This window comes from Massilia sp. P1_C10 (genome assembly GCF_056406475.1).
Map to the genome: position 1 here is coordinate 1 of NZ_JBFUAC010000011.1, position 17,765 is coordinate 17,765.

21 protein-coding genes and 1 rRNA gene are annotated in these 17,765 nt (G+C 64.2%); 16 read left to right on the forward strand and 6 right to left on the reverse strand.

The features are described 5' to 3' along the window. Window positions 1-128, reverse strand: a 16S ribosomal RNA gene (locus AC1D02_RS19950); the annotation flags it as partial. A gap of 464 nt (window positions 129-592) precedes the next feature. Here AC1D02_RS19950 and AC1D02_RS19955 point away from each other — a divergent pair. The 11 genes from AC1D02_RS19955 to AC1D02_RS20005 all read left to right on the forward strand — a co-directional run bounded on the left by AC1D02_RS19955 (window position 593) and on the right by AC1D02_RS20005 (window position 10,474). Then, window positions 593-2,062, forward strand: coding sequence for a B12-binding domain-containing radical SAM protein (locus AC1D02_RS19955; protein ID WP_477320111.1), 1,470 nt, complete (start codon window positions 593-595; stop codon window positions 2,060-2,062). 54 nt (window positions 2,063-2,116) lie between these two features. Beyond that, complete coding sequence (locus AC1D02_RS19960; RefSeq protein ID WP_477320113.1) at window positions 2,117-3,247, forward strand: MlaE family ABC transporter permease; 1,131 nt, start codon at window positions 2,117-2,119, stop codon at window positions 3,245-3,247. Further along, complete coding sequence (locus AC1D02_RS19965) at window positions 3,247-4,122, forward strand: ABC transporter ATP-binding protein (protein ID WP_477320115.1); 876 nt, start codon at window positions 3,247-3,249, stop codon at window positions 4,120-4,122. The genes AC1D02_RS19960 and AC1D02_RS19965 overlap by 1 nt, the downstream gene beginning before the upstream one ends. Window positions 4,123-4,125: 3 nt before the next feature. After that, a complete protein-coding gene (locus tag AC1D02_RS19970; protein WP_477320117.1) occupies window positions 4,126-5,085 on the forward strand; it encodes an MlaD family protein in 960 nt (319 codons plus the stop codon). An 8-nt stretch (window positions 5,086-5,093) separates the two neighbouring features. Further along, a complete protein-coding gene (locus tag AC1D02_RS19975) occupies window positions 5,094-5,720 on the forward strand; it encodes an ABC-type transport auxiliary lipoprotein family protein (RefSeq protein WP_477320119.1) in 627 nt (208 codons plus the stop codon). Further along, window positions 5,720-6,850 (forward strand): VanZ family protein, encoded by a 1,131-nt coding sequence (locus tag AC1D02_RS19980; protein ID WP_477320121.1) that lies wholly within the window; start codon window positions 5,720-5,722, stop codon window positions 6,848-6,850. Before AC1D02_RS19975 ends, AC1D02_RS19980 begins: the two co-directional genes overlap by 1 nt. 47 nt (window positions 6,851-6,897) lie before the next feature. Continuing rightward, on the forward strand, window positions 6,898-7,215 hold the full coding sequence (locus tag AC1D02_RS19985; protein WP_477320123.1) for a (2Fe-2S) ferredoxin domain-containing protein: 318 nt from the start codon (window positions 6,898-6,900) through the stop codon (window positions 7,213-7,215). Window positions 7,216-7,231: 16 nt separating this feature from the next. After that, a complete protein-coding gene (locus AC1D02_RS19990; RefSeq protein ID WP_477320125.1) occupies window positions 7,232-7,861 on the forward strand; it encodes an alpha/beta hydrolase in 630 nt (209 codons plus the stop codon). Window positions 7,862-7,952: 91 nt separating this feature from the next. Continuing rightward, window positions 7,953-9,101: a D-alanyl-D-alanine carboxypeptidase family protein gene (locus AC1D02_RS19995; RefSeq protein WP_477320127.1), complete on the forward strand. Its 1,149-nt coding sequence runs from the start codon at window positions 7,953-7,955 to the stop codon at window positions 9,099-9,101. Window positions 9,102-9,233: 132 nt separating this feature from the next. After that, entirely contained in the window at window positions 9,234-10,160 is a 927-nt protein-coding gene (locus tag AC1D02_RS20000) for an aldo/keto reductase (protein ID WP_477320129.1), read from the forward strand. Between the two features lie 2 nt (window positions 10,161-10,162). Further along, window positions 10,163-10,474 (forward strand): metal-sensitive transcriptional regulator, encoded by a 312-nt coding sequence (locus AC1D02_RS20005; protein ID WP_477320131.1) that lies wholly within the window; start codon window positions 10,163-10,165, stop codon window positions 10,472-10,474. Window positions 10,475-10,513: 39 nt separating this feature from the next. Here the strand turns inward: AC1D02_RS20005 and pssA are convergent, their stop codons facing one another. Beyond that, window positions 10,514-11,326 (reverse strand): CDP-diacylglycerol--serine O-phosphatidyltransferase, encoded by an 813-nt coding sequence (pssA, locus tag AC1D02_RS20010; protein WP_477320133.1) that lies wholly within the window; start codon window positions 11,324-11,326, stop codon window positions 10,514-10,516. Window positions 11,327-11,437: 111 nt separating this feature from the next. Here pssA and AC1D02_RS20015 point away from each other — a divergent pair, with 111 nt between their 5' ends. Both AC1D02_RS20015 and AC1D02_RS20020 read left to right on the forward strand, forming a co-directional pair. Further along, a complete protein-coding gene (locus tag AC1D02_RS20015; RefSeq protein WP_477320135.1) occupies window positions 11,438-12,433 on the forward strand; it encodes a CAP domain-containing protein in 996 nt (331 codons plus the stop codon). Window positions 12,434-12,476: 43 nt separating this feature from the next. Then, window positions 12,477-13,115: an Hpt domain-containing protein gene (locus AC1D02_RS20020; protein ID WP_477320137.1), complete on the forward strand. Its 639-nt coding sequence runs from the start codon at window positions 12,477-12,479 to the stop codon at window positions 13,113-13,115. On the opposite strand, the gene AC1D02_RS20025 is transcribed toward AC1D02_RS20020, so the two are convergent. Both AC1D02_RS20025 and AC1D02_RS20030 read right to left on the reverse strand, forming a co-directional pair. After that, on the reverse strand, window positions 13,106-13,327 hold the full coding sequence (locus AC1D02_RS20025; RefSeq protein WP_477320139.1) for a hypothetical protein: 222 nt from the start codon (window positions 13,325-13,327) through the stop codon (window positions 13,106-13,108). The two genes, AC1D02_RS20020 and AC1D02_RS20025, sit on opposite strands and share 10 nt — an antisense overlap. 264 nt (window positions 13,328-13,591) lie before the next feature. After that, entirely contained in the window at window positions 13,592-14,158 is a 567-nt protein-coding gene (locus AC1D02_RS20030) for a DUF1439 domain-containing protein (RefSeq protein ID WP_477320141.1), read from the reverse strand. Window positions 14,159-14,304: 146 nt separating this feature from the next. Here AC1D02_RS20030 and AC1D02_RS20035 point away from each other — a divergent pair, with 146 nt between their 5' ends. The 3 genes from AC1D02_RS20035 (at window position 14,305) to AC1D02_RS20045 (ending at window position 16,153) form a co-directional block, all read left to right on the forward strand. Continuing rightward, window positions 14,305-15,090: an alpha/beta hydrolase gene (locus AC1D02_RS20035; RefSeq protein ID WP_477320143.1), complete on the forward strand. Its 786-nt coding sequence runs from the start codon at window positions 14,305-14,307 to the stop codon at window positions 15,088-15,090. 146 nt (window positions 15,091-15,236) lie between these two features. After that, window positions 15,237-15,506, forward strand: coding sequence for a hypothetical protein (locus AC1D02_RS20040; protein ID WP_477320145.1), 270 nt, complete (start codon window positions 15,237-15,239; stop codon window positions 15,504-15,506). A 62-nt stretch (window positions 15,507-15,568) separates the two neighbouring features. Beyond that, the gene (locus AC1D02_RS20045; protein ID WP_477320147.1) at window positions 15,569-16,153 is read left to right on the forward strand and encodes a BON domain-containing protein; all 585 of its coding nucleotides are present in this window, start codon (window positions 15,569-15,571) and stop codon (window positions 16,151-16,153) included. Between the two features lie 93 nt (window positions 16,154-16,246). Here AC1D02_RS20045 and AC1D02_RS20050 read toward each other — a convergent pair whose 3' ends face one another. Both AC1D02_RS20050 and AC1D02_RS20055 read right to left on the reverse strand, forming a co-directional pair. Then, the gene (locus AC1D02_RS20050; RefSeq protein ID WP_477320148.1) at window positions 16,247-16,891 is read right to left on the reverse strand and encodes a glutathione S-transferase; all 645 of its coding nucleotides are present in this window, start codon (window positions 16,889-16,891) and stop codon (window positions 16,247-16,249) included. 383 nt (window positions 16,892-17,274) lie between these two features. Further along, window positions 17,275-17,763, reverse strand: coding sequence for a hypothetical protein (locus tag AC1D02_RS20055; protein ID WP_477320150.1), 489 nt, complete (start codon window positions 17,761-17,763; stop codon window positions 17,275-17,277). Between the last annotated feature and the right edge of the window lie 2 nt (window positions 17,764-17,765).

The window sequence follows — 17,765 nt, forward strand, 5'->3', positions numbered from 1 at the left end:
TATACGTTCCGATATATTACTCACCCGTTCGCCACTCGCCGCCAGGTTGCCCCGCGCTGCCGTTCGACTTGCATGTGTAAGGCATGCCGCCAGCGTTCAATCTGAGCCAGGATCAAACTCTTCAGTTCAATCTCTGTTTAATGTCCTTGCGGACAGATCGCTCACTCAAAATACTGACAGGCCACTACTTTCGTAGCGCCTATATTTCTTTTTTGTGAACATTTGATAATTTAAGTATTCAGTGACCGAGGCCACTGGCACCTTCATCAAACGCCCACACTTATCGACTGTTAATTGTTAAAGAACTTTATTCGGTGCTGCCTTGCAGCTTGTCGACAAATCGTTTTGTTTGTCAGCCGCGAAGAAGAAAGAGTATGAAGCGTTTTCGCTGTTTCGTCAACTTCTTTTTTGCTACTTGCCGTTAAGGCATTTCCCGATGAGTCTGTCGCAACTCGTTGATTCAGTGCGTCTTTTCCAACGGGAGACGAACTATAGCAAACGCCTGTCAGGGTTAGCAAGAGGGTTTGTGACATTTCGTGGGAAATTGTCGACGGGGGCGTAGAATGGCTGCTTTTCCGCCACAAGCAGCCTCATGACGATCATCCTTTCCACGCTCAACGCCCGCTACGCCCACGCCTCGCTCGGGCTGCGCTATCTGTTAGCGAACATGGGCGAACTGCAGGCGCACGCCAGCATCCAGGAATTCGTCATTGGCGCGAAGACCACCGAGATCGTCGAACGCCTGCTGGCGCGCGAGCCGGAGGTCATCGGTTTCGGCATATATATATGGAACGTCGAAGAGACCACCCGCGTGGTGGCGATGCTCAAGCGCGTGGCGCCGCACGTCACCATCGTGCTGGGCGGTCCGGAAGTGTCGCATGAGAGCAGCGAGCAGGAGATCGTGAAGCTGGCCGACTACCTCGTCACCGGCTGGGGCGACGTCACTTTCCCCAAGCTGTGCGGCGAGATCCTGAATGGCCCGAAGCCGCTGATGAAGGTCCACGCCGGCGTGCAGCCGCCCATGGCCGAGATCAAAATGCCCTACTCACTGTATACAGATCACGATATCGCGCACCGCACTCTGTATGTAGAGGCTTCGCGCGGCTGCCCGTTCAAGTGCGAATTCTGCCTGTCGGCGCTGGACAAGACCGCGTGGCCGTTCGCGCTCGATACCTTCCTGGGCGAGCTGGAGTCGCTGCATGCGCGCGGCGCCCGCCTGTTCAAGTTCGTCGACCGCACCTTCAACCTGAATATCAAGACCAGCCTGAAGATCATGCAGTTCTTCCTCGATAAGCTGGCGGCCAACCCGGACGACCCGGTCTATGCCCACTTCGAGCTGGTGCCGGACCACCTGCCGGACGCGCTGAAGGAGACCATCGCCAAATTCCCGCCGGGTGCGCTGCAGTTCGAGATCGGCATCCAGAGCTTCAATCCGGAGGTGCAGGCGCTGGTGAGCCGCAAGCAGGACAACGCCAGGGCGGCCGACAACATCCGCTGGCTGTGCGAACAGTCGAACGCGCACCTGCACGTGGACCTGATCGCCGGCCTGCCGGGCGAGGACGTCGCCAGCTTCGCCCGCGGCTTCGACCAGCTGGTGGCGCTGAAACCGCACGAGATCCAGTTCGGCATCCTCAAGCGCCTGCGCGGCACGCCGATCATCCGCCATACCGAGGCGTTCGGCCTGGTGTTCGATCCCTACCCGCCCTATACGATCCTGGCGACCAGCACGATCGACTTCCCGACCATGCTGCGGCTGGTGCGGTTCGCGCGCTACTGGGACCTGGTCGCCAACTCGGGCCGCTTCGTCAATACAATCGGCCCGATGCTGGGCGACGCGCCGTTCGCCAACTTCATGGCGTTCTCCGACTGGATCTATAGTAAGACGGATGCGACCCACCGCATAGCGCTCGATCGCCTGGCCGCGCTGGTGGCGCAATGGCTGCAGGTGCGCGGCATGAGCAAGGAAGCGGCGGCCGCGCTGGTCGCTTCCGACATCGCACCGGCCGAAAAAGCCAGGCCGGCAGCGGCGCCGCAGCGCCAAATCCGCCATCTGGCGGCATGAGTACGCTAGAGAACATCTGTGGCGGATGCGGTCAAACTCTTTTACACTGGCGCAATGCCAATTGAAAATGCGCCAACCTTATCCCTAAACCATGCCGACAGCGGAACCGAAGCTGTCGTGGCATCCGGTATATGGCAGGTGCACGCGCTGGGCGACCGCGGCGCGATCAAGGAAATCAGCAAGACGCTGGCGTCGTACAAAGGCAAGCAGCTCGGATGGGACTTGTCCGGCATCGAACGCATCGACCATATCGGCGCGCAGATGTTCTGGAACGCCTGGGACAAGCAGCGCCCCGCCGACCTGAAGCTTGCGCCCAAGCAGGAAGAGCTGTTCAACCGCATCGAGGAATCGAGCAAGACCGCCGTGCCGTCGACGCGCGCACACCGCCTGACCTGGGTGATGAAGCTCGGCTTCGCGATCCTGTCCTTCTTCGAACACCTCAAGGGCTTCATCCAGCTGATCGGCCAGGTGATCCAGGACCTGTGGCGCTTCGCGCGCAATCCGCGCACCGGCCCGTGGCTGGAGATTTCGGCGAACATCTTTCACGCCGGCTTCCAGGCGCTGGGCATCACCGCGCTGGTCGGCTTCCTGATCGGGATCGTGCTGTCCTACCTGTCGGCGCAACAGCTGCGCACCTTCGGCGGCGACATGTACCTGGTGAACATCCTCGGCATGAGCGTGATCCGCGAACTGGGACCGCTGCTGGCGGCGATCCTGGTGGCCGGCCGTTCCGGCTCGTCGATCACCGCGCAGCTGGGCGTGATGCGCGTGACCGAGGAACTCGACGCGATGCTGGTGATGGGGATCTCGCACGGCTACCGCCTGATCATGCCAAAAGTGCTCGCGCTGGCGATCTCGATGCCGCTGCTGGTGGTGTGGACCGATTCGGCCGCCCTGATTGGCGGGATGATCTCGGCGAAGATCGAATTGAACCTGTCGGCGCGCTACTTCATCCAGAAGCTGCCGGACGCGGTCCCGCTGATCAACTACATCATCGGCCTTCTCAAGGGCTGCGTGTTCGGCATGCTGATCGCGCTGGTGTCCTGCCACTTCGGCCTGCGCATCAAGCCGAACACCGAAAGCCTCGGGCATGGCACGACGACTTCGGTGGTGACCGCGATCACGGTGGTGATCCTGGCCGACGCGGTGTTCGCGATCATCTTCAGCGGTGTGGGGTTCTTCTGATGGTGGATGAAACCAAACCGAAGCGTGAGGCGCCGCGCCTGACCCTGAAGCCCGACGAGGATGTCGGGCCGCCGGTGGTCGAGATCGAGGGCCTGTGGACCAAGTTCGGCAAGACCGTCGTGCACCAGGACCTGAACCTCGAAATCTACGAAGGCGAGATCCTGTCGATCGTCGGCGGCTCCGGCACCGGCAAGACGGTGCTGCTGCGCCAGATGCTTGGACTCGAGCATCCCGCGCGCGGCACGGTGAAAGTGTTCGGCGAAGACATCAGCGCGGCAGACGCCGACCAGCTGCGGCGCATGCGCAACCACTGGGGCATGCTGTTCCAGCAGGGCGCGCTGTACTCGGCGCTGACGGTGTTCGACAACATCGCGCAGCCGATGCGCGAACTGCGCGCGCTGCCGGAAGACGTGATCCACGACGCGGTGCTGCTGAAGATGAACATGGTGGGGCTCGGGATCGAGCACGCCAACAAGATGCCGTCGGACCTGTCGGGCGGCATGGTCAAGCGCGCCTCGCTGGCGCGCGCGCTGGCGCTCGAGCCGCAGCTGCTGTTCCTCGACGAGCCGACCGCCGGTCTCGACCCCGACCTGTCGGATGCCTTCGTCGCGCTGATCCACTCGCTGCACCGCGAGCTGGGACTGACGGTTGTCATGGTCACGCACGATCTCGACACGCTGTTCGCGCTGTCGACGCGGATCGCGGTGCTGGCCGAAAAACACGTGATCGCGCTGGGACCCTCGCGCGAAGTGCTGAAGGTGGACCACCCCTTCATCAAACAATTCTTCCTTGGCGCGCGCGGACAGCGCGCCCTCGAAGTGCTCGACGAGCACGACCAGGAAGTGCAGCAAGCAAAAGAAGAATCGGAGAACTAACGCATGGAAAACAGATCGCACGCCCTGATGACGGGGTTCTTCACCATCGCGCTTGTGATAGCGGCGGTGCTGGCGGGACTCTGGTTCAACCGCGACAGCACCGAGCGGGTGCCGTACGTGATCGCCACCACCGAATCGATCCCGGGCCTGAACCCGCAGGCGGCGGTGCGCTACCGCGGCCTCGAAGTGGGCAAGGTCGACGACATCAGTTTCAATCCCGCCGTCGCCGGCCAGATCGTGATCCGCCTGTCGGTCGATCCGGAGACGCCGATCACCAGGACCACCTTCGCCATGCTCGGCTACCAGGGCGTGACGGGCATCGCCTTCATCCAGCTCGATGACGAGAAAACCGGCTCGCCGCTGCTCAAGAGCGACAAGACGCACATCGCCGCGATCCCGCTGCGTCCCGGCCTGCTGGACCAGCTGGAAAAGCGCGGCCTGGCGATCCTCGACAAGACCGAGAAGATCACCACCAAGATCGACGGCATGCTGACGGATGAAAACCAGCAGAAGATCGTCGGCGCCTTCGACCGGGTGGGCAAGGCCGCCGACGCTTTCGCCGAAATTCCGAAGCAGCTCGAGCCGACCCTCAAACGCATGCCGGAACTGACCGCCAAGGCCGAACAGAGCATGGCCTCGTTTAACGAGCTTTCCAGGACCGCGAACAAGGCGATCCGTAATTACGACAACCTCGCCACGACGCTGCAGGCGCCGAACGGCCCGATCACGCGCCTGACCGAGACGATCGACCGGGTCGGCGGCTCGCTCGAAGGCGTCACGCGCGACCTCGAACTGGAAACGCTGCCGCACGTGGTGTCGATGACGGACGAAGCGAAGACTTCGCTGCGCGCCGTCAAGCGCACCGCCAACTCGCTGTCGGACCGCCCGCAAGGCCTCATCTTCGGCAACGGCGCGGCCACCCCGGGCCCAGGCGAAGCAGGCTTCGTCGCACCGACCAAATAAGGATAACCATGAACCAGACCACGACACGCTTTATGACGGCCGCCCTGGTGGCCGGCGCCGCGCTGCTGGCCGGCTGCGCTTCCGGCGGCAAGAGCCCGGCGAACAACGCCTTGTACGACTTCGGCCCGGCCGCCAATCCGATCACGGCGAGCGCCGCCGCGCAAGCGGTGCCGGCGGTGGTGGTCACCGACGTCACCGGCAACGCCGCCTTCGACACCGAGCGCATGTTCTACCGCCTGAACTACGCCGACGCGCTGCAGGCGCGCCCGTACGCCAACAGCCGCTGGAGCGCCACTCCGCTGCAGCTTCTGACGCAGCGCTTCAAGTCGCGCCTCGCGCAGACCGGCATGAAGGTGCTGTCGGCGACCGACGCGGCGGCCGGCATCCCGCTGCTGCGCATCGACGTCGACGACTTCACCCACACCTTCGACAGCACCACCGCGAGCTACGGCCAGCTGGTCCTGCGCGCGTCGCTGTTCCAGGGCCACACGCTGGTCGACCAGCGCACCTTCAGCCGCAAGGTGAGCGCCAGTAGCGCCGATGCCGGCGGCGGCGCGCGCGCGCTGGCACAGGCCACCGATGCGGTGTCGGCCGACATGGCGGCGTGGATCGCCACCGTCAAGCTGCCTAAATAATGACCCAGGCGGCGATCCAGCCGGAGCGGCGCAAAGGTTCACCGATGGCGCGGGCAGCCTTGCTCGCCTATCTGCTGCTGATCGTCTATGCCAGCTGGTTCCCTTTTACCGGCTGGCGCAGCACCGGCCTGTCGCCGTTCGCCTTCCTGACGCTGGCGCCGCCGCGCTACTGGACGGTGTTCGACGTCGCCGTCAACGTGCTCGGCTACATCCCGCTCGGCATGCTGATCGTGCCGTCGCTGAACCCGCGCATGCGCGGCCTGTGGGCGGTGCTGACCACCGCGCTGATCGGCATCGTGGTGTCGGGCACGATGGAGGCGGTGCAGACCTACCTGCCAAGCCGCGTGCCGTCGAATCTCGATTTCATCACCAACTCGCTGGGCTGCTTCCTGGGCGCCTTCATCGGCGCGGCCGGCGCGCGCAATTACCTCAACGAGAGCCGGCTGTACCAGGTGCGCCGCACCTGGTTCGCGCCGCACGCCAGCCAGGGCCTGGTGCTGCTGGCCCTGTGGCCGCTGGCGCAGATCTACCCGCAGGGCTACCTGTTCGGCCTGGGCCAGATCCTGCCGATCCTGTCCGAATGGCTCTCCAGCTGGCTCGACACCAGCATCGACCTGGTGGCGATGCTGCATCCGGGCGCGGCGATGAGCGTCGAGCAGTACTGGCTGTCCGAGACCATCATCACCGCTTGCGGCATGACCGGCGCCGTGCTGGCGATGCTGTGCCTGCTGCGCCGCGGTGCCCCGCGCACCGTGCTGATCCTGCTGATGCTGGTGGCCGCGCTGGTGGTCAAGACGCTGGCCACCTCGCTGCTGTTCACGCCCGACAACGCCTGGGTCTGGATCACGCCGGGCGCCCAGGGCGGCTTCCTGATCGGCCTGATCATGCTGGCCGGCCTGGCGTTCGCGCCGCAGGTGGCGCAGCGGCGGCTGGCGATCGTCACCTTGCTGCTGAGCCTGGTGGTGGTGAACACCATCCCGGCCAACCCGTACTTCGTGTCGACCTTGCAAGGCTGGGTGCAGGGGAAATTTCTCAATTTCAACGGCGCGGCCCAGTTTTTATCGCTGGCATGGCCGTTTTTCGCCCTCTGGTACCTGCTGCTGCCCTCGCACCGCCTCAATCGGCAGTGATAGCGGGTATCATTGCAGGCGCATTTCACCAATTGCGAAAGAGTTCCATGAGCGACAAACCGTATTTCGAAAAGCACGTCTTCTTCTGCACCAACCTGCGCGACGACGGCCGCGAATCCTGCGGCGAACGCAACGCGGTGGCGGCGCAGAAGCACTGCAAGTCGCGCATCAAGCAGCTTGGGCTGAACGGCCACGAGAAGATCCGCATCAACCAGGCTGGCTGCCTCGACCGCTGCGAACAAGGCCCAGTGCTGGTCGTGTATCCCGAAGGCACCTGGTACACCTACGTCGACAACAGCGACATCGACGAAATCGTCGACAGCCACCTGGTCGGCGGCAAAGTCGTCGAACGCCTCAAGATCTGAACCACCGTTACTGAACATGAACAAACACGAAAAATTCACCCTGACCGGCGGCGCCGGCAACATGGAATGCGTGCTGATGCAGCCGGGCGAAGAAGCGCCGCGCGGCATCGCTTTGGTGGCGCACCCGCACCCGCTGTACGGCGGCACGATGGACAACAAAGTGGCGCAGACGCTGGCGCGCACCTTCGTCGGCCTGGGCTATGCCACCGCGCTGTTCAATTTCCGCGGCGTCGGCAGCTCGGAAGGCGTGCACGACCATGGCCACGGCGAGACCGACGACATGCAGGTGATGCTGGAGCACATGCGCGCGCGCTTCCCCGGCCTGCCGGTGGCGCTGTCGGGCTTCTCGTTCGGCACCTTCGTCCAGGCCCAGCTGCAGCAGCGCCTGATCGCGTCCGGCCAGCCGGCCGAGCGCCTGGTGCTGGTCGGCGCCGCCGCCGGCAAATGGGCGATGCCCGAGGTGCCGGCCGACACCATCCTGATCCACGGCGAGACCGACGACACCATCCCGCTGGCCGACGTGTTCGAGTGGGCGCGCCCGCAGGACATCCCGGTGATCGTGATCCCGGGCGCCGACCATTTCTTCCACCGCAAGCTCGGCCACATCAAGAATCTTGTAACACAATTGTGGCGCCGGGCCGAGTGAGCGGGCCGGACGCTATAATTGGTTTCTTCTTTTTCGGCAATGCCCGCGCGGCATTGCCTGCGCATCCCACCTTACTAAGACCTTGATTCCCATGAAAAAATTATTCGCGGCCGTGGCCGCCAGTGTCGTGCTGATGACCGCCGCGGTCGCGCAAACCCTGCCGGCGCCGACCATCGCCGCCAAATCCTGGATCCTGCTCGACGCCACCAGCGGCCAGGTGATCGCCGCCCAGGATCCGTCCGCGCGCATCGAGCCGGCCTCGCTGACCAAGGTGATGACCGCCTACGTCGTGTTCCAGGCGCTGAAAGACAAGAAGATCGACATCAACCAGATGGTCAACGTGTCGGTCAAGGCGTGGAAAGTGGACGCCAGCAGCTCGAAGATGTTCATCGACCCGGCCACGCCGGTCAAGATCAACGACCTGCTGTACGGCCTGATGGTCCAGTCGGGCAACGACGCCGCCGTGGCGCTGGCCGAAGCGGTGGCCGGCGACGAAGCCGCCTTCGTCACGCTGATGAACCGCGAAGCCGAGCGCATGGGCATGAAGAACAGCCACTTCGCCAATCCGCACGGCCTGCCGAGCCCGGAAAACTATTCGACCGCGCAGGACCTGTCGACCCTGGCAGCGCGCGTGATCGCCGACTTCCCCGAGTTCTACAAGATCGACTCGGTCAAGAGCTTCACCTACAACAAGATCACCCAGCCTAACCGCAACCGCCTGCTGTGGCTCGACCCGACCGTGGACGGCATGAAGACCGGCCACACCGAAGGCGCCGGCTTCTGCATGATCGCCTCGGCGCACCGTCCGAACGGCGCCCAGGGCGAGCGCCGCCTGATCTCGGTGGTGCTGGGCACCACGTCCGATGCGTCGCGCACCCAGGAAAGCCAGAAGCTGCTGAATTGGGGCTTCCAGAACTTCGACACGGTCAAGCTGTACTCGAAGGGCCAGGCGATCGCCACGCCGGAAGTGTGGAAGGGTTCGAAGACCACCGTGAAAATCGGCTTCCCGAACGACGTGCTGGTGACGGTGCCGAAGGGCGTCGCCGCCAAGATGAAGCCTGTGCTCGAGCGCAAGGACCCGCTGGTCGCGCCGCTGGCCTTGAACGGCAAGGTCGGCACGCTGAAGATGACGGTCGACGGCAAGCCGCTGCTGGAACTGCCGGTGGTGGCGCTGGAAGAAGTGTCGCAGGCGTCGATCTTCGGCCGCGCGTGGGACTCGATGCGCCTGATGTTCAAGTGATGGTTTGGGGGTCAGGTCTCGACCTGACCCCGCCTTTGTCGCCAGCGCGTTCTCTGGCCACTCACGTAATTGCAATAAAAATCCGGAGTCAGGTCCGCGGGACCTGACTCCCTCCCCTCGAAAGCCAACTCGATGCCGCACAGCCTCCCATCCGACCTGCAATGCCCTCGCACTTCAACGTACGCCGGAGGCCTGCAGCTGTCGCGCATCGTCGCCGGCATGTGGCGCATGAGCGAGTGGGGCATGACGGTGGAGCAGCGCGTCGGCTTCATCGAGCAATGCATCGAGATGGGCGTGACCAGTTTCGACCACGCCGACATCTACGGCAATTACGGCGTCGAGGGCCTGTTCGGCGAAGCGCTGCGCGCCAGGCCTTCGCTGCGCGACAAGATGGAGCTGGTGTCCAAGTGCGGCATCAAGCTGCTGTCGCCGAACCGCCCGAGCCACCCGATCCAGCATTACGACACGTCCGCCGCGCACATCGTCGCGTCGGCCGAGGAGTCGCTGCGCCAGCTGCATACCGATCGTCTCGACCTGCTGCTGATCCACCGTCCCGACCCGCTGATGGACTTCGACGAGATCGCCGAGGCGTTCCAGTCGCTCAGGGCGGCCGGCAAGGTGCGCCATTTCGGCGTGTCGAACTTCAGCCGCCATCAGTTCGAATGCCTGAACCGGCGCATCGCGCTGGCCTCCAACCAGGTCGAATTCTCGCCGATGCACGTGGCGCCGATGTTCGACGAGACCTTCGACGGCCTGCAGGACCTGGGCGTGGCGCCGATGATCTGGTCGCCGCTGGCGGGCGGGCGCCTGTTCTCGGGCAGCGACGCGCACGCCGAGAACCTGCGGCTGGTGATCAAGGGAATCGCCGACCGTGTCGACCAGCCGTTTGCCAGCGTGGTGTTCGCGTGGATCATGCAGCTGCCATGCCGCCCGGTTCCGCTGACCGGCAGCGGACGCATCGAGGCCATTTCGGTCGCGGTGGCCGGCACGGCATTCACCCTGAGCCGGCCCGACTGGTTCACCATCCTGCGCGCGGCGCGCGGACACGAAGTCGCCTGACCATGGCTACCGCGCCGATCAAGGTCGTCGAAGGCAGCGCGCTGAGCGCCATGCAGAAGAAGGAATTGCTGAACCGGCTGGCGCGCATCGAGGGCCAGCTTCGCGGGGTGCAGAAATTGATCGGGCTGGCGGTCGAGCCGCAGGACTGCGAGGCGGTGGCGCAGCAGATGGCCGCGGCGCGCAAGGCGCTGGACCGCGCATTCGTCCAGCTAATCAGCAGCAGCATCGTCAACCAGAGCGACAATGCGCAGGATCTCGACGAGGCGCAGGCCAGCGCCAGCAGGCTGGCGGCGCTGCTCGACAAGTTCGCCTAGGTTGTCGTACCAGGGCGCCCAGCCCTGGTACGACACTGATTAGTCTTCGTAGACCTCGGGCGGCGGCAAACCGCGCCAGCCTTCGCGCCACGCGATGTTCAGCAGCAGCGTCGCGCTCACGTACAGCACAAAGAACAGCACGAAGAAGCGCGTCTGCAGCCAGGCCAGCAGGCCAAGGCAGACCGCCAGCGCCAGCAAGGTGAACTTGTTCTTCGGCTGCTTCGAGCTGGGGAAGCGCACCGTCGACACCATCAAGGTGCCCACCGCCACCATCAGCCCCATCACCAGGTAACCCTGCATCATCGTGGTCAGCGCCGCCGGCCATGCGACCACCACCGACGCCACGCAGGCGGCGCCCGCGGTGATCGGCATGCCGACAAAGTAGCGCGGATCGGTGCGGCCGACACTGACATTGAAGCGCGCCAAACGCAAGGCGCCGCAAGCGACGAAAATGAAGCATGCCAGGCCGCCGGCGCGCAGGAAGGTCGGATGGTCCAGCCCAAGCTGGGCGAAGCCCCAGCAGTACACCAGCAGGCCGGGCGCGCAGCCGAAGTTCATGACGTCGGCGATCGAGTCGAGCTGCATGCCGAAGTCGGATTGGGTGTTGGTGGCCCGCGCGACGAAGCCGTCGAGCGCGTCGAAGATCCCGGCCAGCACCAGCAGGATCGCCGCCATCCGGAACGCGCCCGGTTCGCCGATGTGGGCATTGTCGACCGAGATCACGATGCTGCCGAAGCCGCATGCGATCGACGCCAGCGTGACGGAGCTGGGCAAGGCGAATTTGGCGCGCGCCATGCGCTGTTGGCGGGTAGGTTTCAAATGCTCGCTCGGCAAGGTCGAAGAATTGCTCATTTTACAGTGCAGTCATGAAAACCAAGGTGCGTCCTTCAGCCAAGCAAATCTCACCGATTGCCGAATTCGCCTAGAATTGGAATTGATACCCACATTGCATAAGAAATCCGTATGAAAACAACCACTTACCAATTGAACACGCTGCTCGTCACGCTGCTCGCGGCATGCTCACTGGCCGCTTGCGGCGGTGGCGGCGGCGGCGGCACGCCGGACATGGTCACGTCGCCGCCGGTGACCACCACCACGCCGCCGGTCGCGGTCACGCCGCCGCCCGGCACCCCGCCGGCGGAAGTGGGCGCCCCGGCCTCGGTCGGCATCGTCGCGACCGACGGCCGCAACTGGTTCAACTACCGGCGCACCCAGATCGGCATCCCGACGGTGACGCAGAACACCGTCGTCGACCGCGCGGCACAGAACCACTCCGACTACCAGCGCCTGAACGACACCATCACCCACGACGAAACCGCGGGCCTGGCCGGCTTCACCGGCGCGACGCTGCTGGACCGCCTGAAGGCGGCCGGCTACCCGGCGTTATCGGGCGGCTACGCGCTGGGCGAGGTGATCTCGGCCAGCGGCAGCAGTTCCGGCTTTTTTATGGCGGAGGAGCTGATCACCGCGATCTACCACCGCTTCGTGGTGTTCGAGCCGATGTTCAAGGAAATCGGCACCGGCTCCGCCACCACTTCGCGCAACTACACCTACTACACCGCCGACTTCACTGCCAACAGGGGCCTGGGCGCGGGCATCGGGCGCGGCAAGGTGGTCAACTGGCCCTACGCCGGCCAGACCGGCGTGGCGCCGAACTTTTTCAGCGACCAGGAGTCGCCCGATCCGATCCCCAACGCGAACGAGGTCGGCTACCCGGTCAGCGTGCACGGCGACATCACGGCCGTGCTGACGGTGCAAAGCTTCACGATCCAGCAGCGCGGCGGCGCCATCCTGCCGGTCAGGCTGCTGCAGCACGCCGGCGACGAGCACACGCCGGAGTCGGCTGCCGCCATCGTGCCGCTGTCCCCGCTCAGGTCCGGCACCACCTACGACGTCAGCTTCGTGGGCACGGCCGACGGCATCGCCGTCGCCAGGAACTGGTCGTTCACCACCAAATAGACGCTGCGCGCGTGTCGGAAATGCTATTGTTGAGCACATGACAATGGCAGACAACCGGCGCTCCGGCGCGTTCGATTCCCTTCCCCTCGCCGCGACGCCCGGCGTGCTCGACGTCGCCGACGGCGTCGGCCGCCTGCTGGGCGACCGCACGCTGTACGCCCAGACCCTTGCGCGCTTTCGCGAGGATTACCGCCACTGCGGGGCGGCGTTGCGCGCCGCGATCGACGGCGGCGAACTGGACAAGGCGGAGCGCCACGCGCATACCCTCAAGGGCGCGGCGGGGATGATCGGCGCGCCGGGGCTGAATCTCCAGGCCAGCCTGCTCGAGGTGGCGCTGCGCAATCGCGCGCCCGGCCAGCAGGAAGCCGTGGTGCTGGTGGAAGCGGCGCTGGAAGACGTGATGCGGGCGATCGACGATGCGCTGGCCAGCGCGACGGCCGCGGACGCAGCGCCGGTGCTTCACGCGGCGCAAGCTGATCGGGCGGTGGTGGCGCAGCTGGCGGGGTTACTGGATCGCGGCGATGGCGCCGCGCTGGATCTGCTGGAGGGGTCGGGCGCGAGCCTGGCGGCGGTGCTGGGCGCGGCGGCGTTCGAGGAAGTGGCGCGCGCGGCGCAGCGCTTCGATTTCGAGGCTGCGCTGGAAGTGCTGCGGCGCGCGGCGCAGGAAGCGGATCAGGCCTGAGCCGCGGCGCCGCCGGAGCGGGTGAACTCGGCTTCCTCGTCGAAGCCGTCGGCGCATTCCTTGCCGCAGAAGCGGCGCACGCTGTCGAGCGGCTTTTCGCAATACCAGCACGAGCCTTTCGGCGGCAGGCTCTGGCGCGGACGCAGCGTCGGCAACGGCGGCGCGTCGGCGCCGGCATCCTTGTTCTGCACACTCTCCTGTACGGTTCCCAAGATTTTCCCCTTAGAGCTGCGACACCGCTGATTCGTACGGCAAGATTACTGTAGTGGAATAACGCGGGGCATGAGGTTTCTCAAACAGGACCACGAACCCATCTCGAAGCTGCAGCGACTCCGACAAAATACAAGTTACGCCGAATGCGCGGCCTCTGCAATCGCCAACTTGGCGCGCAATCCTGCCGTGTCGCAATGTGCCAACAACCGGCAGATATCGTGCGGAACGCTTTACAAGTGCCATGGAGTTCTGCTCGGTAAAAGTCAGCGCAGCGGCTCGACGCGGATCAGCAGCGCATCGGGCCGGCTGCTGATCCGGGTCGGGATGAATTGCACGCCGGCGTAGCGCAGGTCTTCCATGCGAAAGCTGTAGACCGGCACGTCCAGCACCGCTTTTCGCATCAACGCGTTGGCGACCTGGCCGAACTGGCGCTGGCGCGCCTCGTCGATGCCGTCGACGGCGAAGCGGTCCACGTGCGGCTCGGCCAGCAGCACCGCGCCGCGCGCCGGATCGACCACCAGCCGGCCCGACAGCGCCAGGCTGCCGCTCCACGACTGCTTCAGGAACGGCGGCGCGACCAGTGCGTCCAGGCTCAGCGCGACGCGGTCGCTGCCGGCCAGCAGCGACAAGCGCGGCCGGCTCAGCTGGACGTCGAACAATTCCATCGCGCGGTTATTCAGCGGGAAGCGGCGATCGAGGCCGGCCTGCAGCTTGGCCAGCGGGATCGCGATGTCGCGCGGACCGGTCAGGTTGGCGCACGAGGCCAGCAGCAAGCAAGCGATCGTCAGCGCGGCGTTGCGCAAGCGTCGCGGCCACAAAATGGTTGTCATTGTCCGCCCTGTTTCCCGTTGCCCGAAGTTGAGCAAAAGCGTAGCACATCCGAAATGCCGAGGTCGCTTTGTAACGTTTGCATACAGCTTACCCTAGTCAACAATGTCGAAAACTTAATCCACGCTTTTCTTGGTATAGTCGGCGCATGCGAATCGCCGCCATCGTCGTCTCGATTGCACTGGTGCTGTACGCCGGCGCCTGCATCGCGCTGTTCGTATTCCAGCGCTCGCTCACGTACTATCCCCAGCCGAAAACGTACGGCGGGCCCGCGGACACCATGCTGCTGCGGGTGGACGGCGCCAACCTCAACGTCAGCGTGCGTCCGCATGCAGGGCCGAAGGCGCTGATCTACTTCGGCGGCAACGCCGAGGACGTGTCGGCCAACCTGCCCTCGTTCGCGGCGGCGTTTCCCGACCACGCGCTCTACCTGATGCATTACCGAAGCTATGGCGGCAGCACCGGCAAGCCGACCGAAGCGGCGCTGCACGCGGATGCATTGGCGCTGTTCGACAAGGTGCGGCGCGAGCATCCGGACGTGGCGGTAATGGGCCGCAGCCTGGGCACCGGCATCGCGGTGAGGCTGGCGCGCGAACGGCCGGCGAGCCGGCTGGTATTGGTGACGCCGTACGACAGCATCGCCGCCGTCGCAGCGCGCCATTACCGTTACTTCCCGGTGCGCTGGCTGCTGACCGACAAGTTCGACGCCATCGGTGACGCGCCGGCGGTGCGCATTCCGACGCTGATCCTGCAGGCCGAGCACGACGAGCTCATCCCGGGCCGGCACACCGAAGCGTTGGCCGCCGCCTTCGCCCAGGGAGTCGCGTCGCGCGTGGTCATTCGCGGCGCCGGCCACAACGACATCTCCGCCAGGCCGGAATACCTGGAAGCGATTCGGGCCGCGCTGGTCTTCAAGGCTTCTCCCGGGATGTGAGATCGCAGCCCGGATTGATTGCGAGCCGCTCGCGCCGGCATCGCGGCGCCCGCGGAATTGCGCGATTTGATCCCGCACAAGGATCAGCGCTGCGGGCATGCCGGAATCGCTCGCTGGCAGTCTAACCGTTAAGACGGAGGCTGACCATGACCACCACAAGAGACTTGTCGCGCATGCAGAAGTTGCTGGAGGACATAGAGGGCAGCTCCGCACCACCTTATTACGCGGAATACTTGCCGGTGTCAGCGGATGCTGCCGATATCGCCTTGACCGAATACCCGGGACTCTCGTTCTGCTACCTGATTCAGGAAGGGGAGGTTCCGCTGCGCTTCGCAACGGCGTGGCGCTCGCGAGATTTCTATGAGCGCGAAGGCGAGCGTCTTCGCACGGCGTTGCAAGCGCCGCCAGCGAGGTAATCGAAGGCACCGTCAACGATCCAAGTTCGCCGCAGAAGGGGATTGGGGGAGTGTTGCTAAGCGTGCGCGACGCCAGCGACAAGGAACTGGCGTCGGGGCTGACCAACGTGGAGGGCCAGTATCGCGTGCAGTATCCCGCGCAAAAGCCGGGCGCGAAGGTGAAGGTGACGTATGAAAAACTCGGCTTCACACCGCGCCCGGCGAAGCGGTCGGTGGCGGACAGCAAGAGCCCGCAGGAGCCGGTTCTCTTGCTGAGGGAGGGGGCCGACGACGGCTACTACAATGCCGTTGCCGGGGCGTTGCAAACGATGGCGCCGGCGAAGCTGCAAGAATCCGCCACCGCCGTGGCAGCGCTTCCCCAGGCAGACAGGGAACGCGTCTTGCGATCGCTGAAGCGCGCTCCGGCGGCAGACGTCGTGAGGGCGATCGATGTGGCGGTAGCGGACGCCAGCATCGTCTCGAGAGTCAAGGCTGCGATTCATGAGGATGCCAGCTTGAAAGCGTCAGACATCAACGTGGAAACCTTCAAGGGCCAGGTTCAGCTAAGCGGCTTCGTGCTGTCGAGAGATGCGACCTCCAAGGCTGGCGACCTTGCGCGCGGCGTGAAGGGCGTGGCATCGGTAAAGAATGAGTTGCGAACGAAATAGAGGGAGATGCTGATTCGCCGGGCCAACAGCGGAGCATGACGCGGCAGGCGTTTGCCGCGATCATCCAACATGGCGTAGGAATTTGGACACGGATTATTTGGAAGATGAATCGCTTTGAGGCGGAACGCCTGGTCCGGCCGCCGGAAATGCGAGGAAGGGCGCGGTCTGCTCCGCCCGATTCGCCAGTTCGGCCAGCGCGGGATAGTTCGCGTCAGGGACAATTGGGGCCAGCATCGATTGCGTGAAACTCCAGCTCACCGCGGCAGCTATCGCCGGATGCTGACCGAGGTCCGAGAAAACCTCCGGACGCGCGGCGACCTCGCGCTCCAGAGCGCCGTACGCGGCAAGCAGCTGGCCCCGAACGCGCTCCAGCCACGGCTCGTATTGCATGGCTTGGGGCCGCAAATTGCGTTCGTAGATAATCTGCGCGCTCTTTTCGCACGCAGCCAGCGCCAGGCTGACCGCGCCGAAAGCGCGTGGCAGGCGGGCGGCGTCGCCGGGCCACAGCGACCGGCCGCTGCCGGATTCCGCGAATTGCAGGATCAGCGACGAGTCCATGATGATCTCGCCGGTGCCGCAAACAAGGGTGGGCGCCTTCACCACCGGATTGATCGCCGCGAACTGCGCGAAGGTGCTGAAGACTGAAAGGGATTCGTGCTGAAATTCGATCCCGAGGATGTCCAGCGCAATCGCCACGCGGCGGACATACGGCGAATCGAGCATGCCAATTAAGCGCATTCGTGGCCTTTCGAAGTCAATTTTCGGCACAGGATATCAGGAATCGAATGCCGGACTACGAATCCCCCTGGACGAGTCGGACTAGCGGCGGCGACAAACCCGGGGTCAGGTCCGCCGGACCTGACCCCAGCCCTTCGGCCGCGCCTCGGATCCCATCGAGCGGAGCGGCTGGCGACTCCGATGCAGAAGCGACTGGGCGGTGAAGAAATGGCTTAAACAAAGAGCTCCTGCCATCACCCATAGTTTTTGTGTACTAACCTGTGTACTAAAGATGAATTGTGATGATCAATTTATCGTCAGATGGGTATCGTTGACCTGCTTGCACCTGTAGCACGCCCCCCAATGGTTTGTCGTAAGCAGCATCCATGGCTCAGCGTCCCTATTTATAGCCGTAGCTTGGTGTAAACGGCTTCGACCATGCAGTCGTTGCCGTCCTTAAACCGCAGCCTCCCGAAGCCAGAATTCGCAATGGCTAGGTAAGCCTCCTCAGCAAGGGCAAGGGACAGGCAACTCGATGTTTTGATATATGAGCCGGTTCCAAAGACCTCATACCAGTCATCGTCTTCACGGCTGACCGTTACCGCGTATTTCCCCGGCTTCTGTTTCGACACGCCAAAGACTGCCTTTACATCACATTTGTCCTTGCTGTCGAAGAAAATCACCTCGCCACCGTAGCCTGACGTCTTGAAGATCGCCTCTTCGGAGTAGGCGTAGACGTAGCAGTAGCGCGTCTGGACGATGATATCCTTGCCATCGATCTTGTAAACGTTGCTGCCTTTACGGGTCAGGTTCACCTCATAGTTCTCGGCGACAGCAAGCGCTGCCTGGAGGCTTAGTAACGCCGCAAGTGTTGCCAGTAAGGTCTTCTTCATCG